This is a genomic window from Candidatus Nitrosocosmicus agrestis (assembly GCF_008389435.1).
GTDB classification, from domain to species: Archaea; Thermoproteota; Nitrososphaeria; order Nitrososphaerales; family Nitrososphaeraceae; genus Nitrosocosmicus; species Nitrosocosmicus agrestis.
The window spans coordinates 77,755-91,987 of sequence record NZ_VUYS01000009.1 but is presented as its reverse complement, the minus strand read 5'-3'; the positions used below and the strand labels follow the sequence as shown (position 1 = coordinate 91,987).

Below are 14,233 nucleotides of genomic sequence, written 5' to 3'. Positions count from 1 at the left end.
TTTAAACTTGGAAATTTAAAGCTGCCTTTCTCTAAAAAAATGGATAATATTTATGCGTACATAATAACAACATAGCTTTAATTATCCTTTATTATTGGTATTTATAGGAAAAGATGAGCCTGTCAAAAACTGATTACGATATCATAGTTGCTGGTGGAGGGTTAGCAGGATTGATAGTAGCTTCCTCTGCGGCTTACTATTCAAACCAGCGACTCAAGATTCTTGTGGTAGATAGGAATTCCATAGAGATCCAAGGCAGGAAAACCATCTCAGGATGGATATGTGGGGACGCCGTTGGAAAAAATACTGTTGATTATATGACTGAAAGGATAAAAATAGCATGGGGTCAGCCTGAAATAGAGCATCCTGTAAAAGGCGTGGTGGCATTTTCACCCGATCATGAAACAAAGGTCTCGTTTGATGGGGAAGGCTACATTCTAAATAGAAAGCAACTACCTCAAAAGCAAATTAGAGAAGCAAACAAGTTAGGAGTAGAGACTATGAGTAACATAGTAGTCAGACAATTAATCACCGATAACAATTATGTAGTAGGAATAGAAGGAGAGAACTCTAATACTAAAGAAATATTCAAAAAAACCGCAAAAGTTGTGGTTGATTGTACTGGTGTTACTTCGGTACTTCGGACAAATCTTCCCATAAAATCTTTCATACAAAGGAGAATAGATAGAAATGATTTGGAAGCAACAGGCAGATATATCTACGATTTTGATAATGAAGGCGTAGAGGACAAAACATTCTTTGATCCTGACTACTGCATAATCCATTTGGATCAAAACCTCGCACCAGGGGGTTATGGATGGGTGTTTCCAAAGGGGAAAAATAAGGTCAATATTGGTTTAGGAGTACAACAAAGATTGTTTGATAAAGCAAATAAAAAAATTGGAAAAAAACGAGATTTAAAAAAATTGATAGATGAGTATGTAAACTTAAATCCTGCTATTAGTAACCCTAGGTTATCAACTGGAGAAGAAGATATAGGAAACGAATGGGGCACTTGGCAAGTTTCTGTTAGGAGACAAAATGATTGCATGGTAGCAAATGGTTACATGATGGTGGGTGATTCTGCATGGATGCCCAAACCTCTAGATGCCGGTGGTATAGGACCCGCTATTATTGCAGCCACTATTGCAGGAAAGGATTTGGTCCAAGCCATAGAATCAAATGATGTTTCAGAGTCAGGTCTGTGGAGCTATAACAAGAATTTTATTAATGAGTATGGTTACAAGACTGCCGGATTAGAGGTCTTTAGAAGAATGTTACAACAGCTAGATAACGAACAGATAAACTATGGGATGAAGCACTTTTTATCAAAGATGGACGTCGAAAAAATTACGAATGGTGAACATCCTGAATTTAGTACAGTAAGCAAATTAGGCATGATGATCAGAGGAGCATTAAATAAAAAATTAGCAGAGGATTTAAAGTTTACCTCAAAAATGAATGAAGAACTGGTTACTCATTATAGGAATTATCCTGAAGGACCGGAAGGATTTCCAGAATGGTCTTCTAAACTAAACAAATATTTAACAGAGGCATTCGCTAGATTCTCAAGCTGATATAAAAAAATATTTTATTTTATTATTGTTGAATTTTATTTTCAAGTCTCGTTAAGAAATCTTTCCTTCTTACCTCCTCAGTAATAGTTATTCGTACATCTTCAATTATTCGCTTTGAAACATCCAACTTTTTTCTAACCCCCGGAACAATATTGTCATATATAGCGAAAGGATATGCATGATCAAAAATCGATTGCATAATATCAAAAAGAGAAATACAAGTTTCAAAGTCGTTTATTCTAAGTTTATCATAAATCATTCTCTTAATTTCCCCAATGCAATCTAGTAAACCCGTCAGATAAGCATTGTGAGAAATGTTCAAATCGGTGTTATTGCTTAGGATTTCTTTTTTTTCAATAATTTCTAAGAGAATAACGGCTTCAACATATTCCTGCTCAGCTGGCCAAATATAACGATCCAGATCAGAGATAATCAATTTTTTTAGAGATTGCAATGATGTGAACGTATTTTTTAATATTTCAGAGGCCTGAGTTATTTTGTTACCATGTAACAATATGATTGCCTTGCTACAATTAGCAATTATATCTCTGTTTTCTTTCAATAATCTATCTCTACTTGATTCAATCTGTATCAAATTATTGGTGAATTCATTCAATGAAATTTGCAATCTCGAATACTTTCCTTCGTCTGTCATCTTAATTTATTTTCATTTACACCTTGTGTCGTTTAACAGTTGCTCTACAATAAACAAAGGATTTAATGCACATTATCTGTGTCATGTTCGTATTGACCAACATCCGAAGGAGTAGGGGATATAGCTTTGAATATAAATTAGTTAAATTATTAAGCAACGGGGATTGGATTGCCCGTAGATTAGGGGGCTCCAGCACAGGGCTACCAGATATCATAGCTGTAAACAACAAAGAATCCGTATTACTTTCGATAGAGGCAAAATCTGCTACTGGAAGCAGTATTTATGTACCGCCTGATCAAATTGGAAGGTGTTTTGACATTACAAAAATGTTTGGCATTTACCAGGAAAGGTATATAATATTAGCATTTAAATTCATGAGACTTAAAAGACAAGTAATTAGGGGTGAAGTGAAATATTTACCCAGAAAAGGCAGGATGTATTTTAAAAGAGTTAGTTTCAAAAAAACTCCTCGAATTTTTCCAACCATAAAGTGCAATTATGATGGGGACACCTTCGCCATTTATCCTACCAAAGCCATGAAAGTCAAATTAAAAAATCATGAAATGCCTTTTTTCTTGACGAAATTATAAAAGAAGGAAAGGGACAAAGATATTAATTGGTAAATGTATTATGGAGAGAAGGCTGGCTAAAGCCCCTGTTGACAGAGTCTCTACCAAGCGAGAAATGTGCAAAGTGTAACAATGAGTTTAAGGAACTTGATTTTGTGACCTCATGTGAATTTTGTCAAGCAGGTATCTTTCATGAAAATTGCTGTAATACTCATATAATTGAAGAACATCAAGACCTACTTGAGACAAAGATGGCAGATCATAGGGAAAAACGATTACATTCATATCAGTGAAGACTATTGGAAATTTTTTAAATAGATTCAAAGAGGTATCTGATTAATGGAGATTAAAGATTCACATGTACCTAAAGGCTTTACAGCCATTACTTCTGAACAAATGTATCGAATTGAGAATAATGGTGAAACAGTTTGTTCTATGAACAAAATATTGATGATGGAAAATGCAGGATCCAGAGTAGCAGACTTTTTAATTTCTGAATTTGGTAACGATATTACTACCAAATCTATAGTAGCAATATGTGGTAAGGGAAATAATGGCGGAGATGCAATGGTCGCGATTCGTCATTTGCAAGGATACATGTTCTCAATGATTGATATTGGGCCAAACTCTTCCTTAACTGTTATTCTACTATGTAACCCTACAGATTTAAAAACTACTGAAGCAAAGTCAAACTGGGATATAATAGAAAGGATGAAATCGATTAATACTCTCGTATATAATCAAGATAACATAAATGAAATTGAAAAAAAGATTGAAGAATCCCATATAATTTTGGATGGAATTCTTGGAACTGGTATAAAGGGAAAGATGCGTGAACCTTATTCCATGGTTATTGAATGTATCAACAAAAATAAAGGCAAAGCATTCATAGTGGCAATTGATTTTCCATCTGGAACTGATCCGGACACAGGATTACTTGCAGAAAAATCAGTTATGGCTGATGTAACCATTACATTTCACCGGCTCAAATCGGGACACTCCATCGGATCAAAGTCACCTGGGAGATTAATAGTAGATAAGATCGGCATCCCTTATGAGGCTGAGAGAGGTGTTATCCAAGAATGAGAATAGAACAATTCTTGGTTGGCAATATGCAAAATTTTACTTATATCATGATTGACGAGGAAAACCAAAGCGCGATTGTGATTGATCCTTCGTGGGATTTGGATACCATTACAAACTTTATGAAAGAGAATTCATTGAAAAACAGATTTATAATAAATACTCACTCCCATTTTGATCATGTAGTAGGAAACGATTTTGTCTCAAAAGACACAGGAGCAAAAGTTATGCAACATACTTCATCACCTCTGCCTAAAGACGTTGAACTTCATGATGGTGATTTAATCCCCTTTGGAAAATTTACAATAAAAGTAGTGCACACGCCCGGTCATTCAAAGGACAGCATTTGCCTAGTCGTCGACAACGAATTCATAATTACGGGGGATACAATTTTTGTAGGAAGCTGTGGGCGTTTGGATTTACCTGGCGGTAGTGCTGAGGAGATGTATGATTCCATATATGGAAAATTAATAAATATGAAAGGTGAATTGAAAGTTCTGCCTGGTCATCATTACGGTTCAAGTAAAACTTCAACATTGCAAAAAGAGATAGATACCAATTTTGTTTTTAAATTCAAAGATAAAGACGAATTCGTGGCCTTTATGAACAGATAACAAGTACTTGTAATTTCCGTAAGTATTGGTGGGAATAAATCATCATACTTACCAAAGCAAGGTTTTTGTTGGTCAAATTTAGTTAATAGAAGCATTGTTGGATAATAGGATCTCTTGCGATAATCAAAGCAACAGATTGGCTGATCTGGAGTCATACAAATCAGAAAAGTCAGGATTTGTTTTGGTAATTTCTCATACACTTACATCTTCCATCCCAGGTATCACAGTTGCAGGAGCTAATCCTGAACTAGTCAAATACACTCCTCCCGCTGATGCGGAATTTATCCTCTACGGAAATTGTAAAAGCATAGATATGATTCCCGCTACTCCAGACGGTAAACCTACCCCTTCAATCATTACCAAAACAGCACTTGAATCAACTAATTTTCCAATGATTGTAGTTGATTCAGGATCAGAAATAAAACCTATTTTACCATATGTAACTGTGAATTCCAAGCCAGGCAACAACATTTCGGTCGAAGCTGGACTCAATTATTCTGACGTAATCAATAATTATGAAATGGGAAAACTTTTGGGAGTACAATTATCTAAAAATCAAGACACCATTGTAATAGGTGAAAGCATTCCAGGTGGTACTACCACTGCACTTGGAGTCTTGCAGGCATTAGGGATAGATGCATTTAATAAAGTCAGCAGCAGCATGCCAGAAAACCCTGTTACCCTAAAAAACAAGGTTGTGAAACAAGCCCTAGCAAGGTCTGCTTTGACTGTGGAAGAATATAAAAATGACCCCTTCAAAGCGGTATCAAATCTGGGCGATCCTATGATGCCGACCGTTACGGGAATAACAGAATCGATGTTGACAAGGGGTAAAAAAGTCATCCTGGCAGGGGGAACTCAAATGTGTTGTATTGCTGCAATTTTAAAGAATTTAAAAGTTAGTTTAAAGACCAACGTTTGTATAGGAACAACCTCATACGTGCATAATGATAGAACATCTGATATATCAGATTTAGCAGGCCAAGTTGATGAAGACCTACCAATTTATTTTGTTAACTTGGGCCTTGAAAATTCTAAAAAAGATGGATTACGAGCCTATTCTCAAGGATTTGTAAAAGAAGGGGCAGGGGCAGGTGGCATGGCATTGGCGGCTTTCATAAACAATCCAGCCTTGTCCACAAATGAATTTCTCCGAGAAATTGAAAATAATTATCAAGAAACAATAGAGACTCCTCGATTACTATTAACAGGAAAGAATTGAATTGATGTCTATTGCCGTATTGGCTTGATAATTCAATACTATAAATAGTGTTTTGGAATGGAAAAGATATGAAAGGAACAGAAAAATTCAAGGGAATGGCGATGGTATTGATAGCCATAGCATTGTTTTCTGTCTATGCATACTTGTTATTTGCCACAGGTCTTGGAATCCTTATTTTGAAACTAACCATTGCTGTAATTGTTGGCGTAATATGCTTTGTTGTCGGCTGGATTGGAATTACCCTTGCAATTAATGAAAAAGAGCAAGAAGAGGGAGCATAACTTCTCAGATACAATCCTTTACTAAAAACAAGTCAGTAACTGTTTGATAAATCCTTGGCGCCACAGCTCTTACAATTTGTGTATGAGTTATTTGATAAGAATACCTCCCAAAGAGTTTGCGGATGTTTGCTTCAGAATTTGCAATTACACTAGATTTTTCATCACCTTTTACATGTGAAAAAAAATGCAAAAAACCCCCCTTAGGCTTTAAACATTTGATAGAAACATCAATAAATTCATGAGCTTTCTCTGGAAGTGGTAATAATATTCTATCGAATTTATCTTTGTATGTATCACTTTCAAGAAGTATTTTAGCATCTCCGTGAACGGATGATATCGAACCATCTACCTTATTGATCTTTGAGTTAATCACACTGAGAATAAAAGCATCAAGGTTTGAATCAAAATTAGTTATCTTTATTCTCTTCTCTTTTGCCATAATAACCGAAAAGGTTCCCACACCTGCAAACATGTTCAGAACGGCTTCGTCATCTTTGACTAACTTTGATAGGCGGCGCCTCTCAGTTGAAAGCCTAGGCGAAAAATAAGAAGTAGCGACATTTACCAAGAATTTGCATCCATATTCTTTATAGGTTGTAAGATATATTTCCATACCGGACACAAATTCCAAGTCTCTGAGACGGTATTCACCAGTTACTGAACCACTTTGCATGTAAACTGCCTTCAAGTTCTTTACGTTTTTGAGAAGAGCATCGCAAATTACCTTCTTTTTGTGTACAAGAACGTCTGGGATTTTGATTATCGCGATATCGCCAATAATATCATATGATGAATAAAGATATTGAAGTTCATTTTCTGCGAGATTGTCAGCTAACACAGATTTCAGAAATTTGCTCATTAATTCTAATCGATTTAGTATCAGGGGTTCTTAATATAGTAATAATTACCCTCTGATTTTTGCTGTCGGTCCAAACGACTACTTTCTTTGTTCACCCGCGGTCTTCCAGTAGTTTCATCCCTTCTGAAAGAAATCGAAAGTGATTTCAGAAAATCATTCATCCCAAGTTCCTTTAAGACTGGTGATGAACCCCGTCCCTCAACACCTGGTATACCCTCAAAAATAATTAATCTGTCAGAAACCAAGTCAATTAACTGAATATCATGATCAATAATCAAAGCGGATTTACCACTAGCTTTAATGTATCTTTGTATAAATTTAGCAAGCGCAATTCTATCTTCAATATCAAGGAAAGCTGATGGTTCGTCAAGAGCAAAAATATCCGATTCCCTAATAAGAGATAATGAAACTGCAACTTTTTGAAGTTCGCCTCCGCTCAAGCCTTTCAGAGATTTGTCATATAACTTTTTTAGCCCCAATGGATTAAAGATTTGGTCTTCAATCAAAGTTCCTTCAAAAGGACCGTTATTAGCTCTTTCTATCAAAGTTCTTACATCACCATCTATGTCTTGGTTCAAGTATTGAGGTTTATAAGAAATCTTGATTTTTTCGTCCAAAACATTCCCATCATTTTTTTCAATTCCCGAAAGAACTTTCATAAATGTAGTTTTGCCCAAGGCATTTGCTCCAACTATTCCTATAACCTCCCCTTTTTGTATGGTTCCAGAATCCACTTTGACATTAAAATGACCCAAAGTTTTTGAGATATCAGGATATTGAACAATAGAAGTTGTAGAAAGTACTGTTTCAGTGACGCCAGATATATCAAATTTGTATGCTTTATCCCTAAATCTGACATTTTCGGTAGGTATGAAGCCTTCGAGGAAATTATTAATTCCAACTTTTGTGCTTTGCAAAGAAGACACTATACCATATGCTCCGGGTTCGCCGTACATAATAAACACATTATCTGAGAGATAATCCAACAATGACATATCATGTTCTACAATCATAACGCTCTTGCCCTCTTTTGCCAAGTTGCTGATTACTCTACCCACTGCCAATCTTTGATAGATATCGTTAAACGACGAAGGCTCATCAAAAAAGTAATAATCTGCATCCTTTGCGGCAGCAACGGCAACGGCGACTCTCTGTAGTTCTCCACCGCTCAGCGCAGTGAGTTGTTTATCTAACGATTTTTCGAGTCCTAGTTCTTTTATAAGCGAATCTGAAACATTTCGTTCATCATATTTTTTTAATAGCTCAGAGACTGTTCCTTTGAATACTTTTGGGATAAGATAAACTAGTTGTGGTTTTATGGAAGTTCTTAATGATTTGTTTTCTATTTTCTCAAAATGTTTTCTTAGCTCGACATTGCTAGTACGTTTAAAGATTTCCTCCCATGATAATTCACGATCGAATTCTCCAAAATTTGGTTTAAGATTTCCCGATAACAGATTTATAATAGTAGATTTGCCCATTCCATTTCTGCCCACCAGTCCAGTGACAACTCCCTCTTTGGGTATAGGAATTTTGTATAATCTAAAACTGTTGATGCCATATTGATGTACCTTATCTACACTAAGTTCTTGTGCCAAGTTTACGATAACAATCGCATCAAATGGACATTTTTTAATACAAATAGTACATCCCGTACAAAGGTCTTCAGAAATCACAGCCTTGCTATCCTCTGGACGCTGCGTGATGCATTCCCCACCAGTTTTATTAACAGGGCAATAAATTATGCATTCAAGGCCACATTTTCGAGGCTGACATAACTCTTGGTCGAGTACGGCTACTCTATGCGTAAAGTTCTTTGGATTGTCCAATAGATGTTAATATATGCCCATTTCTTTTATATAAATCCTGGATTACTCTAACAATTCACAGAAAAAACAATAGTACTAAATCCATTACAAAGCATCTGTGCCCTTTTTATACACGTTTGACCTGTTTGTACTTTTGACATCTCAAAGGATAAATATTTAGTCTAAGGCTTTTTGATAAAAGATATCTACATAAAGAGTAAAGATGTTTTGTTTATACCAAAAAAAAACAAAAATCATCAGAGGATTATTTTTATTCAAAATCCTAAAATGAAAAGTACGGTCACCCAAAAAACCGGCTTACGGATTTCAGTAAATCTTTTAATTCAGAATAATGTAAAGCACGGTAATCTAGTCAATTTCTTTTTTTGGCAGTCAATCAAACCCAAATTTTAGATTTTCTGTGCACAATAATAATAATAATAATAATTTTTATGAATATTCGAACAGAGGTAATAAAATTAGGTTAGTAAGGATTAAATTATCGAGATTTGTTAATAAAGGTAGCCGGCCACAGCGTTAGGGCCCGACCCGGTCCCATTCCGAACCCGGAAGTCAAACCTAATGTCGCTGCTGGATACTGACGTGCGTGAGCCGTTGGGAAACAGCAGTGCTGGCACCTTTTAATTTAAAATTAAAAAAAATCTATTACAGCAACTTTTAAATCAGAAAGTAAAAAAATATAAAGATAATCTATTGAGAGTCCATAAGAAATTTCATTATGAACCTTACACCAAAGCCAGTTGACCCCTTAGGATTATAACTCCGATCAGCAGTTCCGTCTTGGGTCCAGGCTGTTCCAGCAATATCCAAATGTGCCCATGGAACATTTTGAACAAAGTGAGAAAGAAATGCAGCAGCAGTTATGGTCCCTCCTGTTCTACCTCCGATATTCTTTATTGTGGCAACGTTACTCTTTATCAAGTCAAGAAATTCGTCGGACAATGGAAGTTGCCAAATCTTTTCTCCAGTATTTTTAGAACTCGAAAGTAATTTCTGAATCAATTTTTCATCGTTTCCTATTAAACCAGCTACGTTGGTACCTAAGGCTATAATACAAGCACCGGTTAAGGTAGCAAAATCGATGACAGACTTTGGCGAGTACTTTGATATCCCATAGGCCAACGCATCGGCCAAGATTAAACGGCCTTCAGCATCAGTATTTAATACTTCTACAGTTTTTCCATTATACATACGAATGATATCCCCAGGACGATATGAGGTTCCTGAAGGCATATTTTCAACAGACGGAATTACAGCTACTACATTAACTGGAAGATTTAAGCTACTTAATGCATGCATAATACCTAATACGGTACAGCCACCACTCTTGTCAAATTTCATTTCATCCATTCGTTCACTAGGCTTAATTGAGATGCCACCGGTATCAAACGTTACTGCTTTACCAACTAGAAGAACCGGTTTGTCGTTTGTTGAAGAGTTATTGTACTCGACAATTATTAATCGCGGTTCATTTTGACTACCCTTTCCGACTGAAATAATACCATTTAATCCCAACTCTTCTATTTTCTTTAAATCCATTACTTCAACGTGTATCTTGTCATTTTTACTCTCTAATGTTTGTGCAGCTTTAGCGAGGGTATCTGGATAGATGATATTGGGAGGTGAATTTGCCAAATCTCTACTAAAAATTACCCCATCACAAACAGATTTTACGGTTTTGACCAAAGCATTGCACTTATCAAAGTCAGCATGATTTAAACCCACTGTGAAAGTGTATTCATTATTGGAGGAAAGATGATGATTCCTGCTTTCATTTGCAATATCAGTTTTAAATTTATTAAATTCATAAAGCGACAAAACAATGCCTTCGACTAATGGTTCAAGTTTTGATTCTTCTTCAGAAATCAAATTAGGAATTACAATGTCATTATATCCCATCTCTTTGGCCCTTAAAGATATCAAACCTGAAATATGTCTCATTTTGTCTTTGTTAAAATCATGAGAATTTCCCAAACCAATAAGAAGAGTATTTATGGGATTATTATCTGCAAATAGCCCTAACGCAATAGTTTTGCCGTATTTTTTGATCTGATCCAATTTTTTCTTATCAAGCGAATCAAGATAATCAATTACTACATTTAGCTTTGAATTATTCTTTAAATGCTCTGAGTACGAATTATCTTCAAATAACCCAATAACGACCAATTGATTAGCAACAATTTCAATTTCATCTATATTTTTGATAGTTATTTTTACCATAGCGATATTTGGATCGCATTTTATAATTACTTAACTAAATTATGATAAAATAACATATTCTTATTTTTATTTTTATTATTATTATTATTATCGGGTCTAAAACAATATTTAAAAATGGAAATTAACTAATCCATTTTATAGAACATCCTATCGAAGGATCAAAAGAAGGTTCAATTGATGATTTCTTTCCATCCAAGAGTTTTTTTACGTTTTCCTCCATAGTATTAATTGTGGGAATGGCATCGGGATCCAATGCATCGTTAATTTTACCATGAAAGACAAGGAATTTGTTTTCGTCAAATAGGAAGGGATCAGGTGTACAAACAGCACCAAATTCCTTTGCCACCCTCTGTGTGTCATCTATCAAATATGGGAAATTAAGTGAATACTTGTCTGAAAAAATTTTCATATTTTCAAATCCTTCGTCAGCATAATCAGGATCATTGCTGTTTATGCCTATGATCTGAAGGTCACTGGGATTAAATTTTGCCTGTAAATTAACCAAGTCATTAATCCTAGCTTTGACGTATGGGCAATGATTGCAAATAAAAACAACCAGAATTGATCTGGACTTTATATCATCTGACGAATAATTTTTTCCATCTACACCTTTCAAGTTAAATTTTGGCATAGGAGAACCGGATACTAATTTTTGAGAAGACTGTGTTTTTGCCATAAACACTATGCTTACGAAAATAAATAAAAATGTTATTTACTTTAAAAAAGATTTTATTTTTTTGTGATTGATGGTCTCCCAATTCCAGCAAAAAAGCTATCCTCAAACTTTCTCTTATCAAGATACCCCCTTCCATCATAAATTGGCGTTGATCCGACAGCTGAAGAATTCAGTTCTAAATACTCCTTATGATTTGTAGCTAAAATAATAAGATCTCTTCCGGTAATTGCATAATTCAAATCAGACACTAATGTAGCATTTTTGAATTTCTTTATCATAGCGTCATCTTTCACCAAAGGATCGTGTACTATAACATCCTTAATCTTTAATTTGACAAGCTCTCTTAACAAATCATAAGTTGGAGACAACCTGGTGTCAGATACGCCTCCACGAAAAGCAAGCCCTAGGATAGTTATTTTTGATTTTCTCAATTGACCTCTACCTAGCATTTTTAGAGCTTTGCTTAGAGTGTAAGAAGGCATTTCATTATTTACAGTTCGACCTAACTTTGTAATTTTGCAGCTGATCTTATTCTTTGTCGCGACATCAATTATAAATTGAGGATATATAGGAATACAAGCACCTCCAACACCTATACCTGGATCATGGATATGGCAATATGATTGCGAATTTGCTGCTTCCTTTGCTTCCCAAAAATCAATTCCCAAGCGATCACATAATTTAGCAAGTTCATTGGCCAATGAAATATTCACATCCCTGTAAACACCTTCAAACAGTTTTTCGGCTTCAGCAGCCTTTATACTAAACATCTTGACAACACCTTTTTTAAAAATTAGCGAAAATAAGGCTGATCCTAATTGCAAGTCGTAGGCATTATTGGCAGATATTATTCCAGGATGACCTTCTTCTATGTCATAAATTGCCCTCCCTTCGTAAATCCTCTCAGGATTGTATATTACAGAAAAGTCTGAATCAGCATGCAATCCACTGGTCTTTTCTAATAAAGGTATGAGAAATTTTTCTGTCGTTGTTGGTGGGAGGGAAGGATGCACAGAAACGATATCATGTTTTTTCAGGCCTTTGCCAATAGCCATTGCGACTTCTTTTAGAGCGGCAAAGTCAGGCTTATTTCTATTCATCAAAACAGGTACACACATCATTTTTAATTTAGAATCCTGTGAGGCTTTTATTGGGTCATCATAAATCACAAAGCGATTTTCCTTAATTCCCTCAGCATATGATTCGTTTACATTTGGTTCTGGGATATGGGTGAGCCCTTTTTTTGCATTTTCAAGAACCTTTGGCGATTTGTCAATGCCTATCAATTTAATCCCTGCGCGAAGCCATGTTGAAGCAAGTGGTGCTCCTACATGCCCCAGCCCATAGATGGCAACAACATATTCTCCAGTTTTGAATTTGCTAATTACCGAATCTATTGGCTCCCGTTGTAGGTCGTTTTCTGTTTGTCCAACTGAGCTACCTACAAGTCCTGCTTTGTTCACAAGGTCAATAATTTATCAACTCTTTATTATATTTTTGAAAATCAAATTGCAAATGAGTCCTAATTTTGTTTTCTTAGAAAGTAACAATTTGGTTACAATCTTTGTAAAAGATTATTTATAGAATGATTTCAATTATTATAGTGGTCTATATGATATTTCCAGGATATGAACTCAATATTGCTGGAACTGAATGGTTTATTTTAATTATCATTGTAGTAATATTCATCTTTCCCAAAAATATTAGCGGATTTTCCAAAACAATGGGTAAGGTCATTGGTGAATACGAAAAAGCAAGGCGCAAGATAATGGATCAAAAAAATATGATCATTCCTGACCAAAAAGGAGAAATAATCGAAAATAAATACGTCGGACCCAAGGTTTATCACCCTATTTCGTCAGAAAGAGAAAAGTTAGAAATAATAGCAAAATCACTCGGCATAGAGTTTGAAAACCTTTTGGATGACGATTTAAGGACTAAAATTTCGCAGAAATTAAAAATCAATAAGGAAAAGGATAAGGAAAAGGAATATTGAATTTAGCGTTATATATGAGACTAGGTTTTAGAGTCAGCCCCTGATTTTGGCGCCTCCAGTAGTTCTGCTTCAAGTAATTGCTGAATTAGTTGGACTACTTCTTGTTCGACTTGTTGTCGTGGCAAATTTAACTTTTGAGAAAAATCATCAGCTAATTGGCTAATCGTACGATTACCTGTACAGCTCTCCCAAAATTGGATGATATTCTCATTTACCATAAAGCCCTGCTCTTTTGCATTTACAAGAGCTAGTGATCCGTCTTCTTGTTTTAAGACTCTACCGCTTTTTTGAGCCATAAATTTATCGTAATCGATTTGGAATCTTAAAGCAGGTTTTCCAAAACCTAACTTATCTCTTACAGTAGGATTCATTTTTTCAATTGACCAAGGAGGATCCCAAACAATTTCCACGTTTATTTGTCCTACACCCTCGATTGTGTTTATGTATTTTTTAACATCATTCACTAAAGTATCGTGCAATGGACATCCACGAGTCGTCATTGTCATTTTTATGTCTACGTTGTTTTTTTCAGTCACATCCACATTATATATAAGCCCCAAGTCTACAACATTGACTGGAATTTCTGGATCCATACACTTTCGTAATTCGGAAAATACTCGTTCTTTTGTGATTTGCTCAGTATGCACTAATG

At 35.3% G+C, this 14,233-nt stretch carries 15 protein-coding genes and 1 rRNA gene; 9 read left to right on the top strand and 7 right to left on the bottom strand.

Features of this window, described 5'->3' with window-relative positions; genetic code table 11:
* Positions 1–113 precede the first annotated feature (113 nt).
* Entirely contained in the window at positions 114–1,577 is a 1,464-nt protein-coding gene (locus tag F1Z66_RS07575) for an NAD(P)/FAD-dependent oxidoreductase (protein ID WP_149863002.1), read from the top strand.
* Positions 1,578–1,599: 22 nt separating this feature from the next.
* On the opposite strand, the gene F1Z66_RS07570 is transcribed toward F1Z66_RS07575, so the two are convergent.
* On the bottom strand, positions 1,600–2,232 hold the full coding sequence (locus F1Z66_RS07570; RefSeq protein ID WP_149863001.1) for a translin family protein: 633 nt from the start codon (positions 2,230–2,232) through the stop codon (positions 1,600–1,602).
* A gap of 65 nt (positions 2,233–2,297) precedes the next feature.
* Here F1Z66_RS07570 and F1Z66_RS07565 point away from each other — a divergent pair, with 65 nt between their 5' ends.
* The 6 genes from F1Z66_RS07565 (at position 2,298) to F1Z66_RS07540 (ending at position 6,001) form a co-directional block, all read left to right on the top strand.
* On the top strand, positions 2,298–2,822 hold the full coding sequence (locus F1Z66_RS07565; RefSeq protein WP_149863000.1) for a resolvase: 525 nt from the start codon (positions 2,298–2,300) through the stop codon (positions 2,820–2,822).
* 26 nt (positions 2,823–2,848) lie between these two features.
* Positions 2,849–3,094 carry a hypothetical protein gene (locus F1Z66_RS07560; protein ID WP_149862999.1) on the top strand — a complete coding sequence of 82 codons (246 nt, stop codon included), beginning with the start codon at positions 2,849–2,851 and terminating at the stop codon, positions 3,092–3,094.
* Between the two features lie 46 nt (positions 3,095–3,140).
* Positions 3,141–3,887 (top strand): NAD(P)H-hydrate epimerase, encoded by a 747-nt coding sequence (locus F1Z66_RS07555; RefSeq protein ID WP_149862998.1) that lies wholly within the window; start codon positions 3,141–3,143, stop codon positions 3,885–3,887.
* On the top strand, positions 3,884–4,498 hold the full coding sequence (locus F1Z66_RS07550; protein WP_149862997.1) for an MBL fold metallo-hydrolase: 615 nt from the start codon (positions 3,884–3,886) through the stop codon (positions 4,496–4,498). The genes F1Z66_RS07555 and F1Z66_RS07550 overlap by 4 nt, the downstream gene beginning before the upstream one ends.
* Positions 4,499–4,595: 97 nt before the next feature.
* Positions 4,596–5,720, top strand: coding sequence for a nicotinate mononucleotide-dependent phosphoribosyltransferase CobT (gene cobT, locus F1Z66_RS07545; RefSeq protein ID WP_230207488.1), 1,125 nt, complete (start codon positions 4,596–4,598; stop codon positions 5,718–5,720).
* 68 nt (positions 5,721–5,788) lie between these two features.
* Positions 5,789–6,001 carry a transcriptional regulator gene (locus F1Z66_RS07540; protein WP_149862996.1) on the top strand — a complete coding sequence of 71 codons (213 nt, stop codon included), beginning with the start codon at positions 5,789–5,791 and terminating at the stop codon, positions 5,999–6,001.
* A gap of 4 nt (positions 6,002–6,005) precedes the next feature.
* On the opposite strand, the gene F1Z66_RS07535 is transcribed toward F1Z66_RS07540, so the two are convergent.
* Both F1Z66_RS07535 and F1Z66_RS07530 read right to left on the bottom strand, forming a co-directional pair.
* Positions 6,006–6,860, bottom strand: a complete 855-nt coding sequence (locus F1Z66_RS07535) for a class I SAM-dependent methyltransferase (RefSeq protein WP_149862995.1) — start codon at positions 6,858–6,860, stop codon at positions 6,006–6,008.
* 20 nt (positions 6,861–6,880) lie between these two features.
* Positions 6,881–8,689, bottom strand: a complete 1,809-nt coding sequence (locus F1Z66_RS07530; RefSeq protein WP_149862994.1) for a ribosome biogenesis/translation initiation ATPase RLI — start codon at positions 8,687–8,689, stop codon at positions 6,881–6,883.
* Between the two features lie 500 nt (positions 8,690–9,189).
* Here F1Z66_RS07530 and rrf point away from each other — a divergent pair.
* A 5S ribosomal RNA gene (gene rrf, locus F1Z66_RS07525) occupies positions 9,190–9,308 on the top strand.
* Between the two features lie 71 nt (positions 9,309–9,379).
* On the opposite strand, the gene F1Z66_RS07520 is transcribed toward rrf, so the two are convergent.
* The 3 genes from F1Z66_RS07520 to F1Z66_RS07510 form a co-directional block, all read right to left on the bottom strand.
* A complete protein-coding gene (locus F1Z66_RS07520; protein ID WP_149862993.1) occupies positions 9,380–10,909 on the bottom strand; it encodes a leucyl aminopeptidase in 1,530 nt (509 codons plus the stop codon).
* A gap of 121 nt (positions 10,910–11,030) precedes the next feature.
* Complete coding sequence (locus F1Z66_RS07515) at positions 11,031–11,585, bottom strand: thioredoxin family protein (protein WP_149862992.1); 555 nt, start codon at positions 11,583–11,585, stop codon at positions 11,031–11,033.
* A 53-nt stretch (positions 11,586–11,638) separates the two neighbouring features.
* Positions 11,639–13,048, bottom strand: a complete 1,410-nt coding sequence (locus tag F1Z66_RS07510; protein WP_159357350.1) for a nucleotide sugar dehydrogenase — start codon at positions 13,046–13,048, stop codon at positions 11,639–11,641.
* Positions 13,049–13,170: 122 nt separating this feature from the next.
* On the opposite strand from F1Z66_RS07510, the gene F1Z66_RS07505 reads away from it, so the two are divergent.
* Positions 13,171–13,581 (top strand): hypothetical protein, encoded by a 411-nt coding sequence (locus tag F1Z66_RS07505; RefSeq protein WP_149862990.1) that lies wholly within the window; start codon positions 13,171–13,173, stop codon positions 13,579–13,581.
* A gap of 20 nt (positions 13,582–13,601) precedes the next feature.
* Here the strand turns inward: F1Z66_RS07505 and F1Z66_RS07500 are convergent, their stop codons facing one another.
* Positions 13,602–14,228 (bottom strand): PqqD family peptide modification chaperone, encoded by a 627-nt coding sequence (locus F1Z66_RS07500; protein ID WP_230207487.1) that lies wholly within the window; start codon positions 14,226–14,228, stop codon positions 13,602–13,604.
* Between the last annotated feature and the right edge of the window lie 5 nt (positions 14,229–14,233).